Consider the following 25,730-nt stretch of genomic DNA (forward strand, 5'->3'; position numbering starts at 1 on the left):
CTCGCCAAGGAGGCCTCTCGTCGTGAATCCCTATCAATGCCTGCCACCCCGCGCTTTCTGGCGTACGGCCGTTGCCGACAAGTCCGCGCCGGACATCGGTGAGCTGTGGACCCCGCAATTCGAGATCGGCAACAAGGATGCCATCGTCACCGCCGGCTCCTGTTTCGCCCAGCACATCGGCCGCGCGCTGGTGGAACGCGGCATGCACTGGCTTGACGCGGAACCCGCCCCGGAAGCGTTGCCCGAAGCCGACTGGAAAGCCCACAACTACGGCGTGTTTTCCTTCCGCACCGGCAATCTGTATACCCCGGCGATGTTGTGCCAATGGCTGGAATGGGCGCTGGGCGTGAGCGCTCCGCCGGACGAGACCTGGGTGCATGACGGACGTTTCTTCGATCCGTTCCGCCCCGCCGTGGAGCCCGACGGTTTTGCCAGCGAGCAGGCGCTGTTCGAGTCGCGTGAGGCCACCCTGGACGCCATTCGCGAAGCGCTGCGTCGCGCCAAAGTGTTCGTGTTCACCCTCGGCCTGACCGAAGCCTGGCAACATCGCGAGACCGGCCTGGTGTATCCCGTGTGCCCCGGCACTTTGCGCGGCACATTCGATCCGTTGCTCCACCGGTTCTGCAACTTCGGTTTCATGGACACTTACGGCGACATGGTCAGGGCGCTGGAGTTGATGCGTTCGATCAACCCGCAACTGCGCTTGCTACTCACTGTTTCACCGGTGCCCCTGACAGCAACCGCCACCGGGCAACATGTACTGAGCGCCACGACCTACTCCAAATCGGTGCTGCGCGCCGTTGCCGGGCAATTGTGTGAAGACCTGCCCGACGTCGACTATTTCCCGTCCTACGAAATCATCACCGGCACCCCGTTCAAGGGTGCGTTCTACCAACCCAATCAGCGCGAAGTCACGCCAGAGGGCGTGGCGTTCGTGATGCAGCAATTCTTTGCCGGACTTGAAGCCGTCCAGTCGGTGCAGGCGCCGACCACCTCCACTAGTGTTTCCAGCGAGGATCTTGTCTGTGAAGACGCCGTACTCGATTACTACGCCTAGGTTTCTGCTGCTGGGCGACTCCCATGCCGGCGTCATCGGCAAGGCGGCGCAGGCCCGTGAGATAGCTTTCGGTGGCGGCCCGCTGGGCACCGGTCGGGACTTCGCCGTCGATTTCTTCAGCCTGACCCGTCATGACGTGGCCTTTCGGGATGCGGAAATGGATCGGCTGTACCGCCAGGCCCTCGACACGCTGGAAGTCCAGCAACTGGCGAAGGTCGGCGTGCCGCTGGTGAGCACGATCGGCCTGAGCCTGCACTATCTGGCCACCGCACCGAACTGGACCTGTTACCAGAATGCGCAAGGTGAATTCGACGACGGCTTTCTCGCCGGGCCGTTGTTCGAGGCGGTCATCGACACCCTGTCCCGCCCCGCCCTGGCCTTCTATGAACAGGCTCTGGCGCTGAACCTCAAGGTGTTCGCCGCGCTGCCGCCGCAACGGGTGCCGGAGTTGTCCGACCCGCGCGTGTTCATGGCGGCGCAGTCATTGTTGATCGAACGTTTGCAAGGGCTTGGCGTCGAGCTGATCGACGTGCGCGAGGCGGCGAACGATGAGCAGGGTTTTCAGCGTGAGGCGTTCTGCGAAGTGGATGATCCGCTGCACGGCAATCTGGCGTTCGGTGAGTTGATCGTCGAGCAACTGGTCCGGCGCGGCGTCTAGAAAAAGAGGGAGCGCATGGCTCCCTCCGATGTTTTCAAGCCTTGGGCTGCGTCCCGAGAATCGTCACCCGCTCGCCATAACGCGAATGCGGGAAGTAATCCCATATCGCGTGGTGCTGGGTGCAGCGGTTGTCCCAGAACACCAGCGTGTTCGGCGCCCAGCGAACGCGGCAGCTGAGGGACGGCTCCCGGGCCACCAGGTCGAACAGCATGTTCAGCAACACCTGACTTTCGCCTCCGGACAACTGCACGATGTGCGACGTGAACCCGGAATTGACGAACAGCGACTTGCGCCCGGTTTCCGGGTGACGAACCACCACCGGGTGTTCGGTCTTGGGCAGATTGGCCGGCGCCTCATAGCCTCTCCACGGAATTGCACCGTCGTGAATCGCGGTCAGTTCGCCGAGGAACTGCTGCATCGTCGGCGAAAGCATTTCGATCGCCAGGTGCATGTTGGCGAACAGCGTATCGCCGCCCGTGCCGATGGCCGGGGTTTCCTTGACGTACAGCATCGACCCCATGGACGGCGCGAGGTCAGCCGTGCCGTCGGTATGCCAGGTTTCGCCGGCCACATAGCGCGATTGCGCATTGGCGCGGATCACCACCAGTTCCGGGTCATCGCCGTCGATGTCCTCCACCGGCAACGCCCGCAGTTCGCCGAACAGCCGACCAAACGCCTTGTGCTCTTCCACCGTCAGATGCTGATCGCGGAACACCAGCACGTGGTTCTCCAGAAAGGCCCGACGGATTTCCGCGAGCTGAGCGTCATCAAGCGGCTGCGAAAGATCGACGCCGCCGATTTCGGCACCGATGATCGGTGTGATCCGGCCGACCGTGATGCGCTGATACGGCGCACGTTTTTCTGCGGCGATACGCTCGATTGCCTTGAGTGCCAACTGATCCATGTTTCCTCACCTTTTCTATTGGAACGACACCGATGACTGCTCGCGCAGAGAACGCGGGCGCATGTCGATCCAGTGCTCATTGATGTAATCCAGACAGACCTGACGTTCGCCACGCATCCCCGCCGCGCTCCAGCCGCTGGCCATCGGCTTGCCCGCCGGCCACAGGGAATACTGACCCTGAGCGTTGATCACCACATCGAATTGCTGCTGTGCATCGTTCATGTCGTTTCTCCTGTTGGATGGGATTGCAGGTGCCGGATCAGCCCTTGTGCGAGATGGTTGAACAGCGCACGCCGTTGTTCGTCGGTCTTCGCACAGGCCCAGACGTAAACCCGCGCCGACGCTGCGCAAACCTGCGCATACGCATCCGCGTCGTCAGTCGCGAAGGCCCGGGACGAGATTTCAACATTGGCGCTGGCATGGGCCTGAGCGAACGCAGTGGCGCTGGCATCGGTATTCAGTTGCGCGTAATACACCGCGAACGCCTCGGCATCGCCGAAGTGCTCGGCGATCATGGCGGTGTTGCTCGGCGCGAGGCCGTAAGTCATCGCACTGGCATGGGCCTGGGCATAGGCCGTGTCGTAGGCATAGGCCCGTCGATACAGCGCCAGCAACACCGGTTTGAGGGTGGCCCGCCACTCGCCCTGGCGCCCGGACAAACCGAGGGCCGCCCGTTGATGCAGGCTTTGCAATGCGAGCAGCGCCGGCCGGTGTTTCGGCAATGCCTCGCACAACATCGGCACGACAACATCGGCTTGCCAACGATGAATCGGACGAAGCGACTGCGTCTCCTCGAACCCGTGAATCCGCTGACGCAAGACTTCGGGCTGCTCTTCACACAGCACCTGCGTCAAAGTCGGCAACCAGCGAGGCATCAGGATCGGCTCATTCATCTCGACGGCCCCTCCATGCCAATGACCTCGGCCAGCAACCGCGCCCAACGACCCGCGACGATGCCGTAGTGGTCGGTGTCCAGTCGCTGCCAGCTCTGTAGCTGCGGCAGCAAGGCCTGCCAGTTGCGTTGCAGGTCATTCATGTTCCAGGCGTTGCCCAGCCCATAAGGGTTGGCGTGCCCTGCGATGAACATCTGCACCCGTGTGTTGCTCAGCGCTGGAGGCTGGAAGTCGACCATGCTGGCCATGTTATTGCGGCAGCACACCGTCAGCCGTTGCAAATAAGCCTGACGTTCCTCGGACATCCCCTGCCCTTCGACGTCAGGCCAGCGCTGGGCGAACTCACGCTGGAACACCTGCTCGATGGTCCGCTCGTCGATGCCGGCCAGTTCCGCACCGGCATCCGGCGCCGGCGGGTCGATCAGGTAAAGCAGCGGTTGCCTGAAACCGTCAGCCTGGGCTTGCAGACACAGCGCCTGCGCCACCCAGGCCCCGAACGACCACCCCGCCAGGCGCCAGGCGCAACCGTCCGGGAGGTGGGCCTTGATTGCCTCCAGATACAACCGGGCGCGCTCGACGATGCTGATGTTCGGTAGCGCCGGCACACGCAACGCAGGATCTGCGATCACACAGACACCCAGATCCGCTGGCAGCGTCGAAACCAGTTCCAGATAGGCCTGAACATCGCCGCCCACCGGATGGATCAGGTACAGCCATTCGCGACCGGTGCCAGCATGCCACTGATCGATCCGCACCGCATCGTTCCAGCTGTGCGGCGCGTCCGCTGACGCCTCTGCCGTGGAATCTACCACCAGCCCCAACACCTCGATCAGGCTGACCTTGTGGCTGAACTGCGATAGCTGGAACACCTCGCCGGTGGCCGCTTGCAACTCGTCGATCAAGTCCAGCAACGTCAGCGAATCCGCGCCCAGGTCATAAAGCGAATCATCGCCCTCCAGATCCGTCACGCCGAGCCATTTGCACAGGCATTCGCGCAGACGCACGGAAAGATCCACGCCCTTCGGCGCTTCGACCGGTACGGCAACAGCGCCATGGCGAACCGGATAGAAACGCCGCGCCGTGTCGATACCGGTGGTGGAAACCAGCAATTGCGGCAGCTGCGCCGCCATCGCCAGATCGAACACCCGACAACCCTCTTCGGCCGACAAGCCGACCGTCAGATGCTCCTGATGCGCAGCGTCCCCGCCATTGCTGGTCGTGGCCATGCCGATGTCGCGCCAGATGTCCCAGTTGATCCCCAGACGCAGGCAAGCATTGGTCGTGTCCGGACGGTAATGCGCGAAGCCGTCGAGCACACCGCTGGCTGCCGAATAATCCAGATGCCCCGCGCCGCCGAACAGTGCCGACATCGACGAGCAATACAGGACGAAACCCGGCGAAAGCTGCTCGATCAGGCTTTCAACCGCGAGCATGCCGCGAGTCTTGGCGGCCATCGCCTCGGCCATCTGCCGGGCGTCGCGATGGCGAATCAGGCTGCCCGCGCCGACACCCGCCGCATGAATCACCCCGGTCAGTTGACCGTAGCGTCGGGCCAGTTGATCGAGTACCTGCGGCCAACGTGACAGGTCAGCGATGTCCGCCTGAAGGCAGTCGACTCGCGAGGCGTAAGCCGCGAGATGTGCAGGCAGCTCACCTTGACGGGAGAGCAGCACCACACGCCGCGCAGGTGCCTGCAACAGGTGTTCGCAAAGGGTTCGACCGATCCCGCCGGTGCCGCCCAGCACCAGAAACGTGCCGTCTTCCGGCAGCAGGCTGGAAGTCGTGGTCGGGCCCGGCATTGGCTGAGCGATCAACCGTGGCTGCCACAGGTAACCGTCGCGCACCGCCAACCGCCGAGGCAACGCAGTCGGATCTCCAAGCAGCGCCGCCAGCTCTGCGGCCTGCGCATCAAGGTGCGGCGACGGCCAGTCCAGCCAGTGGCAACGCACCGGGTATTCCTGGGGCACCACTTCGCTGATCCCGGCCAGTGCTCCCAGCTCGGGACGCCGAACCTCGCCATTCACCGGACACGCCTGCCACGACATCAGCCACAACCGCAGTCGTGTGGTGCGCACGGTTTGCCCCCAGGCCTGCATCAGCGCACTGACCGTGTCCAGACAGGCCCATTGCGCCAGATCCAGCGATTGCTCGTTGACCGCCCCTGACACCGCCAGCGGCAAGGTGTGCAGCCAGTCGAGTTCGCCGGTGTCAGGTTCTGTGACCTCGGTGAGCAAACGGCTCAAGGCTTCGGTGTCCAGCGGATCCAGTTCGAAACGATCGGCGCCGAGATGCTTGAAACCATTGCCGGTGCGGACTTGAACCACGCGTCGATAAACCGTTCGCAGATGTTCCAGCAATGCCGCGCCGGGTGTTTCATGGCTGCAAAGGATCAGCGTTTCTCGTTTGGCATCAGATGCCTTCACACTCAGGCGCTGGACACGTACCCACTGCCGTTGATGGAACCACTGCGCCAGAGGTTGCCGCTCGATGCCGACCGAAACGGGGGCAACGATTTCGCCAGCGGGTTGAAACCGATAGGTCTGGAGATCAAAAGACGATGGCTGCAAATCCCATGGCGGCGGTGCCGAGTGCTGCGGCCACTGGATATGGGAGCCTTCGTACCAGGCCTCCAGCAATGCCTGCGCTGAATGATCACGGGCGATCAGTTGTGCACCCGACGTGGTGATTTCCTTGATCGCTGTCGGTTGCAACGGAATTTCGTCACCCGGTTGGCAGACTATCCCGAAGCGCCAGCGCAGTTGCCGGCGACCAGACTGCAAGTGCCGCAGCAACGCAGTCCGCTGCTCCGGATGCGCTTGCATGTGCTCACGGATCACCGCGATATCGCGCAGCAGTTCCGCTCGGCTGTGGGCCGAGAGCATCAGCAGTGGCAGCGTTTCCTCGGCCACTTCCTGTGCCTTGGGTGCTGCACCGACAATCACATGAGCGTTGGTCCCACCAATCCCGAAACTGCTGACACCCGCCAGTCGCCGCCGCCCTTCCGGCCACGGCCGCGATGCAGTGGGCACGTAGAACGGCGAATGCTCCAGATCGATCTGCGGATTGATCCGGTCAAACCCGAGGTTCGGTGGCAGCACGCCATGGAATACCGCGAGACTGGCGCGAATCAGCCCGACCACCCCCGCCGCCGCGCCCAGATGGCCGATCTGGCTTTTCACCGAGGCCAGCGCGCAACTGCCGGCCGGCGCCTCGCCGAAGGCCTTGGTCAACGCCGCGACCTCGATCGGATCCCCCAGCAAAGTGCCGGTGCCATGGGCTTCGATGTAACCGATGTCAGCGCCCGTCAATCCGGCGCGACTCAAGGCGTCGCTGATGACCGCACTTTGTCCGGCCACCGACGGCGCGGTGTAGCTCATCTTGGCCCGGCCATCGTTGTTCAGTGCCGAGCCTTCAAGTAACGCGTAGATCCGGTCGCCATCCGCCCGCGCTCTGGCCAATGGCTTGAGCACCACCACGCCATAACCACTGGCGCCGATGGTGCCGCTGGCGTCGTCGCTGAACGGACGGCACAGGCCATCGGCAGAGAAGATGTGCTGCGAGCGATGACGGTAGCCATCGCTCAGGGTCGGGTCGATCAGTACACCGGCGGCCAGCATCACGTCACTGTCACCCTGACGCAGCATCGAACTGGCCAGGTGCACGGCGATCAGCGAGCTGCCGCACGCCGCCTGCACACTCAGGGCCGGGCCGTTGAGGTCCAGGTGATACGCAGCTTTGGTCGCCAGGAAGTCCTTATCGTGATGCAGCGCCATCTGGAAGCCGTCCGGCAGATCGCCTTCAGCGGTGTCGCGCAGCAGTTGCTGGAAGTAGGTGGTTTCGCCGCAACTGGCGATCAGGCCGATACGGGGACCATCCGCCGACGGGACGATGCCCGCGTGTTGCAGAGCCTGCACACAGCCCATCAGCAGATGCCGCTGTTGCGGATCCATCAGGCGCGCTTCCTGGCGGCTGATGCCGAAGTACTCGGGATCGAAATCGAGCATGCCGGCCAGTTGGCTGCGGGCGCCGACCAGACCTTCTTCGGCGGCAAAGCGTTCGATGCCCAGCTCATTCCCCTGCACCATCGCCCAGAACTCGGAGAGGTTCCGCGCCCCGGCCACATTGACCGACATGCCAATGATCGCCATCGGCTGGTGACCTGCATCGGTTTGCCGGACACGCTCCACTGCTGCCACCGAAGCCGTCGACAGATGCGCCGCCAGACGCCGTACCGTGACGTGTTCGAACAGGTCGGCCATCGTCACCTTGTGCGGCAGCTCTTCAGCGTAACGGCCATGCAAACGCATCAGGCCGAGGCTGGTGGCGCCGGCCTCGAAGAAGGTCTGTTCCGGTTCGATGTCACGGCCGATCACATCCCGGAACAGCTCGCTCAGTTGCCGCTCCAGTGCAGTCAATTGCACATGCGGTTGAGGCGTGCTGCGCCGCTCCAGCGCCTCACCCACATTCGGCAAGGCCTTGCGATCGATCTTGCCGCTGGGGGTCCGTGGCCAGACGTCGATCCGGCGATATTCATCGATCCGCACATGGGCCGGCAGCTGTTTCGCGACCTGACGATCCAGCTCTTGCGACGTCGCAGGCTCGCCGTCGAGTTGCAGCCAGGCGATCAGGCGTGGCGGATCGGCCTGAACCGCCACCACCGCGTTGACCACTTCCGGCACCTGCATCAGCGCCGCCTCAATCTGCCCCAGTTCCAGACGATGGCCGCTGAGTTTGATCTGCTGGTCGTCACGTCCCAGATAATGCAGGCAGCCCTGGGCATCGGCCCACGCCAGATCGCCGGTGCGGTAGAACAAGCGGCCCTCTGGAAGCTCTACAAACCGCTTGGCATTCAGATCAGCATCCGCCAGATAGCATCGGGCAACCATCGGCCCGGCCACCAGCAGATAGCCGCGACTGCCACTTGGCACCGGACGATCATGCTCATCGACCAACAGCAACCGGGCATTGCCGACGGCATGCCCGATCGGTGCACGCAACGGCCAGTCGCGGGGCTGCGGAGGCAGACGCAAGGCACTGACCACATGGGTTTCGGTCGGGCCGTAGTGATTGAACAACGAAGCTTGCGGCATACCGCCGAACCAGTTGCGCAGCGCGTCCGTGCAGAGCAATTGCTCCCCGGCGGTGATCACTTCGCGCAATGCCGACGGGTAGATTCCCCGAGCCACAGCGGTTTGCGCCAGATGCTGCAACGCCACGTACGGCAGGAACAACCGTTCGATCCGCGCCTCGACCATGTAATCCAGCAACGCCTCGGCATCCTGACGCCAGCGCGGCGTGATCAGGTGATAGCAGCCGCCCCCGCACAGAGTGCTGAAAATCTCCTGAAACGACACGTCGAACGACAGCATCGAGAACTGCAAGGTCACCGCTTTCGCCGGCAACTGCCCTTCCGTGCGCTGCCATTGCAGCAGGTTGCACAGGGTGCGTTCCGACACTTGCACACCTTTGGGCGTGCCGGTCGAGCCGGAGGTGAACAGCGTGTACAGCGGTCGCTCACCGCCGTGACGTGGACGCTCGAACGCTTCGGCACCGACGTGCAGATCGACCTGATGCGTGGCGAATCGTCCGGCATTCAGATCATCGAGCGCGGCCGCCGTCGTGTCGCTGAACAGCACACAATGCGGTTGCGCTTGTTCCAATACCTGACGCTGGATCGCCACCGGATAAGCGGGATCCAGCGGTACGGCGGTCAGGTTGAGTTTGGCCAGGGCCAGCAGCGCGACGATGTGCTCGACCGACGCGTCGAGGAACAGCACGACATGCAGCGGCGCGCTACCGAGAGGCAATGGATGATGCTCGATCAAGTCAGCGGCCAGAGCGTCGGCCAATCCATTCAGCTCGCTATAAGTGAGTTGGCGCTGACCTTGAACCAGCGCAACCGCATCCGGCGTGCAATGCACCTGATGCTCGAACCAGTCCACCAGGGTGTTGAACGGCAGCTCACCCTTCGGCCCTTCACTGGCCGGGGCCAGACCGTGTCGATAAGGGCCCAGCAGACTGTCGAGCGTCGCCGCCGGGCTTTCCAGCAACAAGTCCAGACCACGGCGGAACAATGTGTTCACCGTGCTCATCTGTCCGGCATCGAAATAGCTGCACTGATATTCCCACCAGCACTCCAGCTGCGAACCGCTGCCCACCATCAACAGGGTCAGCGGGCACTTGGCGTGCAGGTGTTCGTTGAACTCAAGGGTCGCGCGCAGGCTGGAGTCGGCCAGCGCCGCGTAATCAGTGTTTTCCAGCACGAACATGAAATCGAACAGCGCGGTACTCGAAGACAACCGCAGGTCTTCGACCAGATCCGCCAGTGCCACGTCCTGCAGCGCCAGCACCTCGCGCACGGTGGCGGTCTGTTGATGCAGTTGTTCGCTCAGGGTCACTGTGTGGTTTACGGCGGTGGGAATCAGCACGGTGTTGGCGAACATGCCGACGCTGTCCTCGAACTCAGCCAGGGGCCGGTTGGCCACCGGGCTGGCGATCCGGGGCCGCTCGCATCCGGTCAGGGCGTAAAGGCTCCAGGCGAAGACACTGAACAGCACTTCGAAACGGGTCAGTCGCTTTTGCGTGCAGAACCGTTCAAGGGCTGCACTGCGCACCGCACCCAAGGGTTCGCGGTGCAACCTCGCGTCCGGGCTGACCGGGCGCATCGGCATCAACGCGGGTGACGGTTCTTCCCGATGACGATGCAACTCGGCCAGGGCTCGCCGCTGGTCACGGTAATGCGGATCGACGCTCCACTGCCGCTGCCACTGGCCAAACTCCAGCGTCGTCAGACGGGCTGACGGCTCAGGGCTTTCGCGACCTTGCACAGCGTCGGCATAGAGCTGCTTCAGGTCGTCGAACAGCAGGTTCACCGACCAGCCATCGACGATGATGTGATGCAGATTCAGCAGCAGCCGACAGCTGCCATCGGCGAACGGCAACAGCCACGCCTGAAACAGGTTCGGCGTGGACAGGTCGAACGGCGTGGCGAACACCAGCTCCGCGAAGGCCTGCCAGTTGTCTTCGGTGAAATGCCCGACGGCGAAGGTGCGGCAGGCCGGGCCTTGCTCGGCGATCACCTGATCCAGACCCTCGGCACCAGGCACGAACGCCGTGCGCAATCCGGGATGGCGCAGCACCAGACGTCCCACAGCCTCGGCCAGCGCTGATAGATCGACACCGGCCGCCAGATGCAGAATCAGCGGCACGCTGTAAGCGGTCGAGGTCGGCGTGCGTTGCTGCAACAACCACAGGCGGCGTTGTTCGGCGGTGGCCGGCAAGCGTGCGGCGCGACTGATCACGGGCGCAGGTGGATAGATCGAATCGCCACGCTCGCCCAGCAGCTGTCCGGCCAATGATGAGAAAGACTCGTTGAGCAGAGTGTCGAGGGGGATCTCGCGCTGCCAACGGGTACGAATCGCCGAGCGCAGACGCATGGCCTTGAGCGAATCGCCGCCACTGCCCAGCCAGTCGTCCTGCGCACTCAGGCCCGGTTGGCCGAGCAGCGAACGGGCCTGACTCAGCAACCAGTCCAGCGTCGGCGAAGCATTGTCGTTTTCCATGGCCACTGAAGCTGGATGCCATGGACTCAGCGGCTGCCCCAGCAAGCTGTCGCGATCGATCTTGCCATTGGCCGTCAGCGGCAGGCGCTCCAGCAGGAACAACTGATGCGGCCGCATATACGGCGCCAGTTGCGCCCGCAGATGGGCTTCGAAGGCGTGATAGTCCAGCTCCCTGCGCGGCACGATGAACGCCAGCAGCTGATGATCCTCCGCCGCCTGACGCCGGGTGCAGACAAACACCTGCGCCACACCCGGATGCTCCAGGATCCGTTGCTCCACCTCCCCCGGCTCGATGCGGAAACCACGAATTTTCACCTGGCGGTCGACCCGTCCCAGACACTCGATCAAACCTTCGGCATTGCACCGCACCAGATCGCCGGTGCGGTAATGGACGTGTGCGCCACCGTCGAGGTCGGGCAACCGGACGAACTGGCGGGCGGTTTCTTCGGGCCGGTTGCGGTAGCCACGGGCGACGCCGCTGCCACTCAGGTACAGCTCGCCCACCTCTCCCACGGGCACCGGCCGTTGCTGTTCATCCAGCACCTGCACGCCGGTATCCGGCAGCGCTCGGCCAATGGGCGCCAGGTCACCGGTAAAGTCGCGGCTGATCGGCCAGCACAGGGCGAACGTGGTGCATTCGGTGGGGCCGTAGACGTTATGAATCCGGCACTGGCTCTCTGGATTGGCCCGATACCATGCACGAACCGCCGCAGCACTGATCTGCTCGCCGCCGATCAGCACCTGCCGCACGCTGGAAAAGCACGACGGCCACTCGGCAATCAAGGTGTTGAACAGCGACACCGTCATGAACAGGTTGTCGACCTGCGTCCGCTCCAGTACCTCGGCCAGCCGCCGGGCATCCAGCACGTCCTCGTCGGCGATCATCACGCAGCAACCGCCGTTGAGCAGCGGCGCCCACAGTTCGAAACTGCACGCATCGAACGCCGGGTTGGACAGGCAGGCAAACCGGTCCGCCGGGCGAATTTCGATATAGCCGTCGGTGTGCGCCAGACGCAACAAGCCGCGTTCGCCGACCTCAACCGCCTTCGGCGTGCCGGTGGTGCCCGAGGTGTAGAACAGGAACATCACCTCGGCGAAGTCTGCGGTCAGCGCTTGCGACGGAGTGTCCGGCTGATCGAGCAAGGCCTCGACACTGGATTGCCACAATGAAGGCGACCACTGAGGTTCTTCGTTCAGGGTAATCAGCCCCACGCACGCCGCATCCGCCAGCATCAACTGCCGGCGCTTGAGCGGACTCGCACGGTCCAGCGGCACAACCACGGCGCCGACCTTCAACGCGCCGAGAATAGCCGCCAGCCATTGCCAGCAACGTGGCATGCACAACGCCAGCGACTGGCCGGGCCCGACCCCGCGAGCCTGCAACCCTCGGGCGATACGCTCGCTGGCGCTGGCCAGCTCGGCGTAAGTCAGGGTTACCGAGCCGTCGATGACGGCCGCAGCTTGCGGATTGCGCTGCACTTGCCCGGCAAAACGCGCGAGCAACGTCAGGTCATTGGACGCACTCATCATTTCGCCTCCTGCGCGTCGAAGCGTTGCAGCTCCTGCCGGATGATCTGCGAGACCCGATGGATTTCCGCACTTTCGAGCATGTCCCAGTGCCCGCCGCTGACCAGTTTCGCCAGATAGCCGCTACCCGCGCGACGCCGCCAGAAGCCGCGCAGTTCATGCAACTGATGGCGGCTGAAATCTTCTCGCGCCTGGATCAGCACCACACGCCCGGCGCGCGGCGCACATTCATAGGCGGCCATGGCCAGCCGGTTGTGGTTATAGATGTGGAAATAGCGCTCGACTTGCGCGTCTTCGATGCCGGGGTACATGCCGTTGAAGCGCACCAGTTTGTCGCGGAACTCGGCCATGTCCACGGTGCCGATCTGCTCGCGGAAACCCGGATCATCGCTGCCCTGGGTATCGAGCAACACCACGGTCACCTGACGATGCCCGGCCGCCGTCAGCAACCGCGCCATTTCATAAGCCACCAGACCACCGAACGACAGGCCGGTGAGAATCAGCGGTTGCGTCGTCAGCGGTTCGATCAATCGCAGATACGCTTCGGCCATCGCTTCAACCGTCGGCTCGGTGTCTTCTCCCGGATTCAGCCCCGGTGATTGCACCCCGTAAACACCAGCCTCATCCGGCAACACCTTGGCCAGCGACAGGTAACAGAACGCCGTACCGCCCGCCGGATGAATGCACACCACGTTGTGCTGGCCGCTGTCGCGCCGGAATTCGATCAGATTGCCCTGCGCAACCGCCGGGTTGGCCCCGACCCGCAGCCAGCCGCCCAGCGCTTCGATGGTCGGATAGCTGAGCACCACGCGCACCGGCATTTCAACCGCGAACACCTGGCTGATTTCATGGGCCATTTTGATCGCGGCGATGGAGGTGCCGCCGACATTGAAGAAGTTGTCGCGGATGCCGATCTGCGGCACCAGCAGCAGGCGTTTCCAGATCTGGTACAGCGTCAGTTCAATATGGTCGCGCGGGCTGCTCAGGTTGACCTGGCGGTTGACCATTTCCTCATCCGCCAGCGCCGTCAGCGCGGCACGGTCGACCTTGCCATTGGCGGTCAGCGGCAAGGCGTCGAGCCACAGATAACTGCCGGGGACCACCGCACGGGGCAGTGTCGTCGCCAGATGGGCCTGCACCGCCGCTTCATCCATCGACTCAGTGACCACGCAACACGCCACCAAACGCTGATCCTGCGCCACCTCACCGACCATCAGCACCACTGCGCTGCGAATGCCGGGAAACGCTTCAAGCCGGGTTTCGATCTCGCCCAGCTCCAGACGCACGCCGCGCAACTTGACCTGAAAGTCGTTGCGGCCGAGAAACTCCAGCTGGCCATCCGGGCGATAACGCGCCAGATCACCGCTGCGATAGAGGCGATCACCGGCCACGAACGGATTGTCGATAAAGCGCTCGGCACTGAGCTGCGCCAGCCCCAGATAACCCCGAGCGACGCCGACACCGCCAATGTGCAATTGCCCGGTGACGCCCACCGGCACTGGCTCATCGCGGTCATCGAGTACGTAAAAACGGTTGTTGGAAATCGGCCGACCGATCGGCAGTTGCCGGGCCGGTACTTCGGCGCCGGGCTCCAGGCTCCAGACGCTGTTGATCACCGTGGTTTCGGTCGGGCCGTAGACGTTGTGCAGCCGCGCATGGGGCAGGCGCTCCTGAAAACGCCGGGCCAGTGCTGGCGGGAGTTCACCGCCGCCGCTGAACACATCGGTCAGCGAAGCACACAGGCTGACTTCTTCGACCTCCAGAAACAGCTGCAACATCGCCGGCACGAACACCAACGCCGTGACCCGCTGCTCGCGAACTTCGCGCGCCAGATAGGCCGGTTCGTAATGTCCGCCGGGCCGTGCAATCACCAGTCGCCCACCGGTTGCCAGCGGCCAGAACGTCTCCCAGGCCGAGGCGTCGAAACCGAACGGGATCTTGTGCAGCATCGCTCCCGCTTCACCGCAGACCTGCAAGCACCACAGCAGCAGATTGCTCAGGCCACGGTGCGCGACCATCGCGCCCTTGGGCAAACCGGTGGTGCCGGAGGTGTAGATCACGTAGGCGAGATGGTCAGGGGTGACGCCGACATTGCGTGGGTCGAGATTGTCCGTCGGCAACGACGCCCAGCTCGCGGCATCTTTTTCGAGATCGAGAATCGGCGCTTCCCAGGTCGAATCTTGCAGCGCCTGACGCAAAATCCCGTACGCCGAGCCGAGGGTCAGCAGCACCGCCGGCGTGCTGTCGCCGAGCATATGGCTCAGGCGTCCCAGCGGATAATCCGGATCCAGCGGCACGTAGGCGCCACCGGCCTTGAGGACTGCCAGCAGCGCCACCGGCAACTCCAGCGAACGCTCGATGCACACCGCAACGCGCACATCCGGACCGACGCCCAGCGTGCGCAAGTGCCGCGCCAGTCGGTTGGCCTGCGCATTAAGTTCGACGTAACTCAGTGACTCGCCTTCAAACACCACCGCGCAGGCCTGAGGGTTGCTCGCGGCCTGAGCTTCGACCAGTTGATGCACGCATTGCGCCGGTTGCGTCAGCGGCATGGTGCGGTTGAAATCGACCAGCACCCGCTGACGTTCAGCCTCGTTCATCAACGGCAACGCATTCATCGGTTGCTTGGCGTCGGCGGCGATCTGTTCGAGCAGGTGACGGTAATGCCCGCTCAGGCGTTCGATGGTCGCGATGTCATAAAGGTCGGTGTTGTATTCCACCAGCAAGTCCAGCCGCCCTTCCCGCTCGACCCATTCAAACGCCAGGTCAAACTTGGCCGTGGCGCTGCTGGTGCCATACGGCGTCAGTTCCAGTTCGGGCATCCGTACGCCGCTGCCGGGGGTGTTCTGCAACACCAGCATCACCTGGAACAGCGGCGAATGCCCCGGATCACGCTGCGGGTTGACGGCCTCCACAACGCGGTCGAACGGCACGTCCTGGTGGGCGTGAACATCGAGCATCTGGCCACGCACGTCACGCAGCAATTCGGCGAAGGTCTGCTGCGGATTCAGACGCTGACGCAGCACCAGCGTGTTGACGAAGTGACCGATCAGCGGCTCGACTTCCGGCCGATTGCGGTTGGCGAACGGCGTGCCGATGCACAGATCCTGCTGGCCGCTGTGGCGCCACAACAACACCGACAAGGCACCGAGCAGCACGTTGAACAGCGTGCCTTGGGTCTGCCGGGCCAGCGCCGTGAGTTCGCGCAGGGTGCTGCCATCGACGGAGGAACTGAACGTGGCGCCGACATAACGCTGCACCAACGGTCGCGGCCGGTCGGCGGGCAGGGTCGACAACAGTGGCGCTTCGTCCAGGGTGCGGCGCCAGAAATCGAGCTGAGCATCCAGCGCCGCACCGCCGACGCGCTGTTGCTGCCAGCAGGCGTAGTCGGCGTATTGCACCGGCAACGGCGCGAGAGTCGAGGTCTCACCACGCAGATAATCGCCGTACAGCGTCGCGACTTCCTGCAGGATCACGCCCATCGACCATCCGTCGGCGATGATGTGGTGCACGCTGTACAGCCAAAGGTATTCGTCTTCAGCCACGCGCAGTAACGACGCCCGCAGCAACGGCCCGGTGGCCAGATCGAACGGTGCCCGGGCGTCCTGTTCGACGGCGAATCGCACTTGTTGCTCGCGCTCATCGGTAGACATCTGGCGCAAATCCGTCACCGACAACGACAGCGGCATCGACGGATGCACCACCTGACGCGGCTCACCCTCCACGCTGCAAAACGTCGTGCGCAGGACTTCGTGGCGGGCGACCAGTTCGTTCAGCGCTCGTTCCAGATGCGCGACGCTCAACTGCCCTTTGAGCGTCACCGCCGTGGGCACGTTGTAGAACGGGTTGCCGGGTTCCAGTTGATCGAGAAACCACAGTTGCCGCTGCGAGAATGACAACGGCCAGTCCGTTTTCCCGTCGGCACGCCGAGGAATCGCCGTGTCATCCTGGCCGCCGAGCAAGGCAATCAGTTCCTGCTTGTGACGCTTGAGCGCCGCTGTCAGTTCTTCGGTGAGAAACCCGCGCGGCGCCTTGCAACGCAGCCTGTCACCGTCCACCTCGAGCACCACGCCATGGCGAGCGAACAACGCCAGCAATTGATCGGCATTCATACTTCGAACTCCTCCATGTCTTCGTCGTCCAGACTTGCGGTCACAGGCTCGATGGCAAACGCCTCGACCGGCGCGCGGTGTTGTTCATCGGCCGCGCGCAGGCCGCCGATCATCGAGTAGATCAACTCGTGGCTTGGCCCGAGGTCGAACAGCGCCGTCAATTGCTGTTCCTCGACCGAGCCGATGCCGCACAGGCCCAGGCCGTGTTCGACGGCGGTCATGCTCAGCAACTGGGCCATGGCGCCGCTTTCGATATGGCAGAAGTCACGGCTGCGCTCGCCATACAGCGGGCGGATCGCGGCCATGTCGGCGATGAAGAACAGCGAGAACGCGGCGTTCTCGTACACCGGGCGATTGACGAAATAGTCGTAGGTGTCCGGGTCGAGCAGTCCGCTCTGGAGCGCCAGCAAACGATGTTGGCGGGGATCGTAGTAATACGCGCCACCGGGCACGCCGAGCACGCGATCCGGTTTGATGTAGAGGTACGCCTGAATCGGGTACAGCCCGCCCGCCGACGGGAACTGGTATTTCACCTCGCCGTCGAGTTGCCCCTGGGCCAGTGCCGCCAATACATGCGCAAAGGCTTGAGTGGCAATCGGCTGCGCGCCGAACTGGCGCACCGAGCGGTAATCGCTCAAACGCCGGGCGAAGGCCGGGTCTTGCGGCAAGTCCAGTGCCACCTCCGGCAAGGCTTGAGCGAAGGCACGGCGACCGCGCTGCTCAGCCTTGAACTGCGCCCGTTGCTGCGGATCTTCGATGATGTCCTGCGGGGTCTCCGGCGTCTGCTGGACGTTGCCGAGCAATTCCTGGCGCACCCGGTTCTGGCGGTACATGCCAAGCAGGTGCAGCAACGTCGGCTGGGCCAGCAATTGCGCCACATGCGGGCGGAACTGCAAGGCGCCGGACAAGGCGTTGCTGATCCTGACGATATCAATCGAGGTCGCACCGAGGTTCAGCAGGTTGGCATTGGCGGCGATGGATTCGCGCTTGAGCACGCCCTGCACGATTTCCACCAGCCGCTGTTCCTGCGGCCCCTCGACTTCCAGCGCCGGGCCTTGTTCCTCGATTTGCTCCGGTTCCGGCAGGCGCTTCTTATCGACCTTGCCGTTTGAGGACAACGGCCAGGCCTCGACGAAGGTGAACGACGTCGGAATCATGTACGCCGGCAGCTTGTCCGTCAGGTAGTCGGTGAAGTCACTGGCCTGCAACGCCGGATCGGCCTTGAGCACATAACCCGCCAGACGTTTCTCGCCCAGCGTGCTGCCAAGAATCCGCACCACCGCGCTCTGCACGCCGGGATGGCGATTGAGCGCGGCTTCGATCTCGCCCAGCTCGATGCGATAGCCCTGCACCTTGACCTGATTGTCTTCGCGACCGAGGAACTCGATGTTGCCGTCCGGCAGCAAGCGGCCCAGATCGCCAGTGCGATACAGCCGTTCGCCTGTCAGTGGATGGTTGAAGAAACTGCCGGCACTGAGTTTTTCATCGCGCCAGTAACCTTTCGCCAGACCGATGCCGCCGATGTACAGCTGACCCGCGACCCAGGTCGGACGGACCTGCAACGCGTCATCCAGCACGTAGAAGCGCTGATGGTCGAGAGCCTTGCCGTAGGGAATGCTGCGCCAGGCCGGATCGACGTGCTTCACCGGATAATAGATCGACCAGATCGACGCTTCGGTGGCGCCGCCCAGACTGATCAACTGCATATCCGGCTGCAAGGCCCAGACCCGCTCGGGCAGGGTCAACGGAATCCAGTCGCCCGACAACATCGCCACCCGCAGGCTGGCAGGCAACGCGCCGCCCTCGCCCTCGACGTACTCGACCAGCATGCCGAGCAGCGCCGGCACCGAGTTCCACAGACTGACGTGATGACGCTCGATCAATGCCAGCCAGTGCACCGGATCAAGGGTCAGTTGCGGTTCGAGGATGACCACCGCCGCGCCTACCGCCAGCGTGCCGAAGAAGTCATAGACCGACAGGTCGAAACTCAGCGAGGAAATCGCCAATACGCGGTCGTTCGGGCCAACGGCAAAGCGCCGGTTGATGTCGAGCAAGGTGTTGACCGCACCGCGATGGTCGATCACCACGCCTTTCGGCTGGCCGGTGGAGCCGGAGGTGTAGATCACGTAAGCGAGGTCGCTTTCGTTCACCTGCACCGGTTGCAGTGGCAATGCATCGTTTGAGACTGCATCGGTCACGGCAATGGGCGTGACCTGCGTCGGCCATTCGACTTTGTCGATCAGCGCCGGTTGGGTCAGGGCCAGACTCGCCTCGGCCCGTTCCAGAATATGCCGCAGTCGCTCAGCCGGCTGAGTCGGTTCGATGGGCAGGTAAGCGCCGCCGGCGTACAGAATCGCCAACGTTGCCACCACTTGTTCCCAGCCGCGCTCCATCACCACCGCGACCAAGCGGTTCGGCAGCACACCCTGCGCTTGCAGGCGGGCGCCGAGTTGCCGGGCCTCAAAGCGCAACTGCGCGTAAGTCAGTTGTCGCGTGCCGATTACTGCCAATGCATCCGGCGTGGCGAGGGCCTGACGTTCGAACAGTTCGTGCATCAATGGCAGTGCTTGCTGAATGTCGACCGGTGCAGGCAACCGTGCCTGCGGCAGCAGTTGTGGCGTGTTCGCGCCCCAGGCCGCCGGCTCGCACAGGCTGTCGAGCAGCGTGTTATAGGCGACGAACATCTGCTCGATCATGCCCTGCGGGAACAGTTCGTCGATGCTGTCCCAGTTGAACAACAGCCGTCCTTCCAGCTCCAGCAACGTGTGGTCGAGCCACACCTGCGGGGTCTGGGTGATGCTGTGCATGTGTTTGGCATTCAATGCGTCCGCGAGGTTGAACTCGGCCAGTTCCGGCGCCGCTTCCGACAGCGTGCTGTTGAACACGATCGGCATCGCCGTCTGCTGCACGCCCCGTGCCTGGGACAACTCGCGCAGCACCCGCACGCCGCTGACCACCGAATGATCGATGTCGCGCCACAGCTGCGCCTGTACGGCGCGGGCCTTGTCGGTGAAGCTCAGCGCTCCGTCGATGCCGACTTCCAGCAGCACCAGCGAGGTGAAATCACCGATGATTTCGTCGACATCCGGGTGCAACGGCATGCGGTTGAACAGCGGCAGACTCAGGGTGAAACGAGGGGTGCGGCTCCACAGCGCGAGAACTTCGCTGAAGGCGGTCAGGAGCATCACTGACGGCGTCACCGCAAACTGTTTGGCCACGGCTTTGAGCTGCGCCCATTGCGCCGCCGACATGTCGCGGTCACGGCGAGTGAAGTGCGGGTTGGCGATGCTCTCGGGTTGGCGCACCAGCGGCAGGTCCGGCGCCGGGGCCAGAGTGGTCACCCGTTCGCGCCAGTAGCCCAGCGCCTGCTCGTAGCGGCGACCGTTGCGCAGTTGCTGTTCGGCCAATACGTAGTCGCGGAAAGTCAGGCCCGGTTCCGCCAGTTCCAGCACCGGATCGACGTAGAACGCCATGAGTTCGCGGGCGAGAATCTGCGTGCTCGCGGCGTCGACGATCAGCGCGTCGAGGCTGATATGCAGATGGGTAATGCCGTCATCGAGCAACGACAGGCTGAACTCGAACAGCGGCCAGCGACTGGCGTCCAGCACCTGATGGGACTGGCGTTCGCGGGTTGCTTCCAGCGTGCGCTGCGCCTCTTCGGCAGGCAATCCGCGCAGATCACTGCGGGGCATGCGATAGGTCGGCACCTGAGCCAGCACCTGTTGCGTACCGTCGCTGAGAAAGATCACGCGCAGCATGTCGTGGCGCAGGATCATGCGGTTCAACGCTTGTTCGAAACGCTCGGCGTCGAAGTCGGGAATACGCAGTTCTTCGTAACCATGGGCACTGACACCGCCGAGGCTGACCGTGGCCTCGCGACCGAACCAGTAGGCTTGCTGGATATCGGTCAACGGGAACGGTTCATGCCGGTTACCGCGATCCGGCTCGATCTGGATGAACGCCGGTTCAACGCTCTGCTCTTCACGCGACACCTGCGCCGCCAGATCCCCCAACACCGGCGTTTGAAACAGGCTGCTCAGCGACAGCTGCGCGCCCATGCGCTGGTTGATCGCGTAGATCATCCGCGTCGCCAGCAGCGAATGGCCGCCGAGGTCGAAGAAGTTGTCGTGGATGCCGACCCGCTCGCACTTGAGCACTTCGGCCCAGATTTCGGCCATCCGCCGTTCGATGTCGTTGCGCGGCGCCTCGTAAGTCGCCCCGGCGCTGCGTTCCGGTGCCGGCAGCGCCTGCCGGTCGAGCTTGCCGTTGCGGGTCAGCGGCAGTTGCGAGAGCCGGACCCAGGCACTCGGGATCATGTGTTCGGGCAACTGGCGTTGCAGTTCGGCACGCAAGGATTCGCTGGTGGCGGAGCCGACCACATAGGCCACCAGACGCTTGTCCCCGGCCACATCCTCACGCAACAGCACTGCGGCTTCCTGCACGCCGGGTTGTTGATGCAACAGGCTGTCGATCTCGCCGAGTTCGATACGGAAGCCGCGCAGTTTCACCTGTTGGTCGATGCGCCCCAGGTACTGCACGTTGCCGTCGGCCTGGAACTTCGCAAGGTCGCCGCTGCGGTACATCCGCGCGCCCGGCTCGTCGCTGAACGGGTCCGGCAGGAAGCGTTCGGCGGTCAGGTCCGGGCGGTTCAGGTAACCCCGGGCCAGGCAGGCGCCAGCAATGTACAACTCGCCCGCCACGCCGACCGGGACCGGATTCAAATGTTCGTCCAGCACGTAGAGCCGCGCATTGGCGATGGGACGGCCGATGGGCGGTGCGTCCGGCCAGGAATCGGCCTCGTTGCAGTCAAGGCTGAACTGGCTGACAACGTGGGTTTCGGTCGGCCCGTACTGATTGTGCAACTGCGCGCCACCGAGCCCACGGACAAACCCGCGCAGCTCGTCGTTGATTTGCAGGGCTTCACCGGCAGTGATGATTTCGCAGCCACCGGCCGGCACCGGTGCATCGGCTTCGGTCAGGCCGGCGAGTTGCTGCAACACGGCGAATGGCAGAAAGGCGCGCTGCACGCCTTCGGCCACCAGGGTCGGACGCAGCGCGGCAAGGTCCTTGCGACTGTCTTCGGTCATCAGCAGCAGGCTGCCACCCTGGCAGAGGGTGCTGCAGATTTCCTGGAATGAAACGTCGAAGTTCAGCGGGGCGAATTGCAGCACGCGCTGCGGTGCTGTGGCTTGATTGAGTTGCCAGTTGATCAGGTTGTCCAGCGCACGACGGTTGTGGGCCACGCCTTTCGGGCGGCCGGTGGAGCCAGAGGTGTAGAGCACGTAACCGAGGTGTTCCGGGGTCACCGTGACTTGCGGATCATCCGTCGGGTGTTGTGACCATTGCGGTGCGTCAGTGTCCAGGCAGCAGATCTGCGCCTCGTTCGCCGGCAGCCCGGCCATCAGGCTCGATTGCGTCAGCAGCATGGTCGGCGCGGCATCGCTGAACATGAACGCCAGACGCTCGCTCGGATAAGCCGGATCGAACGGCACGTACGCCGCGCCGGCCTTGAGGATCGCCAGCAGGCCAATGACCATTTGCGGCGAACGCTCCAGGCACAGGCCGACACAATGCTCGGGGCCGACGCCCTGCTCGATCAGGTAATGCGCGAGCCGGTTGGCGGCGCGATTCAGTTCGCCGTAGCTCAGTTGCTCACGGTCGGCGAGCAGTGCCACGGCATCGGGCGTTTGCCGGGCCAGGGTTTCGAAACGTGTCACGCAACCGGGCAACGACGCGGTGTCCCGCGCGGTGCGGTTCCAGTCATGAACAATCTGCTGATGTTGCTCGGCGCTCAGCAGTTTGATCCCGGCCAGCGACTGTTCGCTGTCCTCGACCATCTGCGTCAGCACCCGGCGCAGGTACTCGCCGAACTGCTCGACGGTGCCGCGCTCGAACAGGCCCGAGGCGTATTCCAGACCGCCGACGATCTGCCCGTCGCGCTCATGGAGTGCCAGTTGCAGATCGAACTTGGCCACTTGATGACTGCTTTCGACCGGCGTGACGTCCAGCCCGGTCAGCAGCAGATCGGAATCCTGATCCTGCTCCCAGGCAAACAGCACCTGGAACAGCGGACTGTGGGCCAGACTGCGCGGCGGGTTGAGCAATTCCACCACTTGCTCGAAAGGCAGGTCCTGATGCTCCTGGGCCCCCAGCGCGACCCGTCGCGCCTGTTGCAGCCATTGCGCTACTGACGGCGAGCCCGATCGGGTCATGCGCAGGGCCAGGGTGTTGACGAAGAAACCGATCAACCTTTCCAGTTCCTGCTGCGGACGGTTGGCCGATGGCACGCCGATCACCACATCGTCCTGCCCCGACAGGCGCGACAACAGCAGCGAAAAACCGGCCAGCAAAGTCATGAACAGCGTGGTGCCTTGCTGCATGCCCAAGGCTTTCAGGCGCGTGGTCAAAGCCTCGTCGAAGACCAGCGGTACAAAACCACCGAGGTAGTCCTGCACGGGCGGACGCTTGTGATCCGTCGGCAATTCCAGCAGCACCGGCGCGCCCGTGAGGGTTTCGCGCCAATAGCGGTTTTGCTGTTCCAGCACTTCACCGGTCAGCCATTGCTTCTGCCACACGGCGTAATCCACGTACTGCACGGGCAATGGCGGCAGCGGATCGTCGCGATCCTGTAGCGCGGCTTCATAGAGTTGCCCCAGCTCACGAGTGAGCACGCCCATCGACCAGCCGTCGGAGATGATGTGGTGCTGGGTCAGCAGCAACACATGGTCATCCGCTGCCAGTCGCACCAGACTTACGCGCATCAGCGGGCCACGGCTCAGGTCGAACGGCCGGGCGCCCTCCTCGTCGATCAACCGGGTGAGACGCTGTTGAGCATCGGGCCCTTGCAGATCGGTGACGGTCAGTCGAAGGCTGTGGGCAGGCGGTGAAACCTGCTGCCGCCCTTCCCCTTCAACGGCAATGAAAGTGGTGCGCAGCGCAGCATGGCGCGCCACCAGTTGATTGAAGCTGCGTTCGAGCGCCGGCACGTCCAGCAAACCGCGCAAACGCAGGTTCAGCGGCATGTGATACGCCGCGTTGCCGCCCTCCATTTGCGCCAGAAACCACAGGCGCTGTTGGGCAGACGACAACGTTTGCGCGCCCGAGCGTTCAAGGGCCGCGATGGCTGGACGAGCCGCCGCCTGACTGGCTTGCAGCCGTTCGGCGAACTGTTTCAGAACGGGTGCGGCGAACAGCGTCGAAGGCGCGACTTCCAGCCCCAGCGTATGGCGAACCTGCGCCAGCACACGCATCACCAACAGCGAGTGACCACCGAGAGCAAAGAACTGATCTTCACGCCCCACTCGCTCAACACCGAGCACGTCGGCCCAGATCGCGGCGAGCGCGGTTTCCAGCGAACCCTGCGGCGCCTGGTATTCCTGCTGATCGAACGCCTCAACGTCCGGCGCTGGCAAACCGGGCCGATCGACCTTGCCGTTGGCGGTCAGTGGCAGCGCATCCAGACGCACGAATGCCGTAGGCACCATGTAATCCGGCAGGCTGATTTGCAGCTGTTCACGCAGGGAGCGCGGGCTCAGTGTTATGCCCGGTTTTTCGCAGTAATAAGCGACCAGTCGAGGTTCACCGAGGCCGTCCTGACGCAGCAACACCGCGCTTTCACGCACGCCCGCAATGTCCGCCAGCCGGGTTTCTATTTCCCCCAGTTCCAGACGCAGACCGCGCAACTTGGCCTGGGAGTCGTTGCGGCCGAGGAACTCCAGTTGGCCGTCGGCCCGATAACGCGCCAGATCTCCGGTTCGGTACAAGCGCTCACCCGCCACGAACGGGTTATCGATAAATCGCTCGGCAGTGAGTTGCGGCAGGTTCAGATAACCCCGCGCCACGCCGACGCCACCGATGTACAGCTCGCCTGCGACACCCTCGGCAACGGGCTCGCCTTGTTCGTCGAGCAGGTAAATCCGGGAGTTGAGCAATGCCCGGCCGATAGGCAGCACGCCGTCGGCCTGACTGCTTTCGGTGAATTCGAAACAGGTGCTGTCGATGCTCGCTTCGGTCACGCCATAGGCCTGGACGATCTGCACCCGCTCACCGCAGAGCCTGCGCAATTGCCGGGCGCTGTGGGCGGTCCAGATGTCCGAACCGCAGACCACGGTGCGCAGGAACGACAAGTCATGGCCGGTCTCTTCGACCCAGGCCAGCAAGGGATTGAGCAGCGCCGGCACGAAGTCGGCAAAACCGATCTGCGCATCACGCATCAAGCGATACAGGGCCGGCGGGTCCATCAAGGTGTCCCGGGGGCACAGCACCAGCGTGCCGCCAAAACCCAGCGCACGAATCAGGTCGGCGCTGAACACGTCGAAGGAAAACCCGGCCATTTGCAGGTGATTGATCGGCTTGCCCAAGGCATAAAGTTGCGCCCAGGCAGCGCTCACGGCGATCAGCCCGCGATGCTCGACCATCACGCCTTTCGGGGTGCCGGTCGAGCCCGAGGTGTAGATCACGTAGGCCAGGTGTCGGGGTGTCAGGCCTGTCGCGTGGGGATCAGGATTCTCGGGTGACTGTGAAGCCCAATGTGTTGAATCGCCCAGATCCAGCACCATCGGTGCCGTGGCCGACTGTTCGAGAGCAGCCAACAAAACATGCCGCGCCTGACCGTGGGTCAGCACCACCGGCGGCGCGCTGTCGGCCAGCATGTGCGCCAGCCGCGCCTGCGGATACGCCGGGTCCAGCGGGACATAGGCACCTCCGGCCTTGAGCACCGCGAGCACTCCCACCAGCATCTCCAGCGAGCGCTCAAGACAAATCCCGACCCGCACATCCGGCCCGACGCCGAGGCTGCGCAGGTGATGGGCCAGTCGATTAGCCAGGATATTGAGATCGCGGTAACTGATCGCCTCTTCCTGCCAGCGTACGGCAATGGCCTCGGGGTTGCGCAGCACCTGCGCTTCGAACAGACCGTGCACGCACAGATCGGTGTCGAACGGAATCGAAGATGAAACGTCGGGCTGCGCGGGATTCGTCCCACGCAAGGAAGTGTTGTCGAGCATCGGAGGCTACCG

The 25,730-nt window shown here is 63.7% G+C and carries 8 protein-coding genes; 2 read left to right on the forward strand and 6 right to left on the reverse strand.

Going from position 1 to position 25,730, the window contains the following annotated elements; all coding sequences use genetic code 11:
* Positions 1-22: 22 nt before the first annotated feature.
* Positions 23-1,057, forward strand: a complete 1,035-nt coding sequence (locus tag OQ248_RS27920; protein WP_265814858.1) for a GSCFA domain-containing protein — start codon at positions 23-25, stop codon at positions 1,055-1,057.
* On the forward strand, positions 1,026-1,715 hold the full coding sequence (locus OQ248_RS27925) for a hypothetical protein (RefSeq protein WP_265814859.1): 690 nt from the start codon (positions 1,026-1,028) through the stop codon (positions 1,713-1,715). Before OQ248_RS27920 ends, OQ248_RS27925 begins: the two co-directional genes overlap by 32 nt.
* A 34-nt stretch (positions 1,716-1,749) precedes the next feature.
* On the opposite strand, the gene OQ248_RS27930 is transcribed toward OQ248_RS27925, so the two are convergent.
* From OQ248_RS27930 to OQ248_RS27955, 6 genes are read right to left on the reverse strand one after another with little or no spacing between them, the layout of a single operon-like run.
* The gene (locus OQ248_RS27930; protein WP_265814860.1) at positions 1,750-2,619 is read right to left on the reverse strand and encodes a TauD/TfdA family dioxygenase; all 870 of its coding nucleotides are present in this window, start codon (positions 2,617-2,619) and stop codon (positions 1,750-1,752) included.
* 15 nt (positions 2,620-2,634) lie between these two features.
* Positions 2,635-2,841: an MbtH family NRPS accessory protein gene (locus OQ248_RS27935; RefSeq protein WP_085708523.1), complete on the reverse strand. Its 207-nt coding sequence runs from the start codon at positions 2,839-2,841 to the stop codon at positions 2,635-2,637.
* The gene (locus OQ248_RS27940) at positions 2,838-3,512 is read right to left on the reverse strand and encodes a hypothetical protein (RefSeq protein ID WP_265814861.1); all 675 of its coding nucleotides are present in this window, start codon (positions 3,510-3,512) and stop codon (positions 2,838-2,840) included. The genes OQ248_RS27935 and OQ248_RS27940 overlap by 4 nt, the downstream gene beginning before the upstream one ends.
* Positions 3,509-12,604, reverse strand: coding sequence for a hybrid non-ribosomal peptide synthetase/type I polyketide synthase (locus OQ248_RS27945; RefSeq protein ID WP_265814862.1), 9,096 nt, complete (start codon positions 12,602-12,604; stop codon positions 3,509-3,511). The genes OQ248_RS27940 and OQ248_RS27945 overlap by 4 nt, the downstream gene beginning before the upstream one ends.
* On the reverse strand, positions 12,601-16,713 hold the full coding sequence (locus OQ248_RS27950; protein ID WP_265814863.1) for an amino acid adenylation domain-containing protein: 4,113 nt from the start codon (positions 16,711-16,713) through the stop codon (positions 12,601-12,603). The genes OQ248_RS27945 and OQ248_RS27950 overlap by 4 nt, the downstream gene beginning before the upstream one ends.
* Positions 16,710-25,718: a non-ribosomal peptide synthetase gene (locus tag OQ248_RS27955; RefSeq protein ID WP_265814864.1), complete on the reverse strand. Its 9,009-nt coding sequence runs from the start codon at positions 25,716-25,718 to the stop codon at positions 16,710-16,712. The genes OQ248_RS27950 and OQ248_RS27955 overlap by 4 nt, the downstream gene beginning before the upstream one ends.
* Positions 25,719-25,730 lie beyond the last annotated feature (12 nt).

Source organism: Pseudomonas sp. COW5 (assembly GCF_026240005.1).
Lineage (GTDB): Bacteria > Pseudomonadota > Gammaproteobacteria > Pseudomonadales > Pseudomonadaceae > Aquipseudomonas > Aquipseudomonas kribbensis.

Bases quoted from the DNA above. Each gene is read 5' to 3' on its own strand.
- OQ248_RS27930 (WP_265814860.1), bottom strand. From the start codon at position 2,619: ATGGATCAGTTGGCACTCAAGGCAATCGAGCGTATCGCCGCAGAAAAA.
- OQ248_RS27935 (WP_085708523.1), bottom strand. From the start codon at position 2,841: ATGAACGATGCACAGCAGCAATTCGATGTGGTGATCAACGCTCAGGGT.
- OQ248_RS27940 (WP_265814861.1), bottom strand. From the start codon at position 3,512: ATGAATGAGCCGATCCTGATGCCTCGCTGGTTGCCGACTTTGACGCAG.
- OQ248_RS27945 (WP_265814862.1), bottom strand. From the start codon at position 12,604: ATGATGAGTGCGTCCAATGACCTGACGTTGCTCGCGCGTTTTGCCGGG.
- OQ248_RS27950 (WP_265814863.1), bottom strand. From the start codon at position 16,713: ATGAATGCCGATCAATTGCTGGCGTTGTTCGCTCGCCATGGCGTGGTG.
- OQ248_RS27955 (WP_265814864.1), bottom strand. From the start codon at position 25,718: ATGCTCGACAACACTTCCTTGCGTGGGACGAATCCCGCGCAGCCCGAC.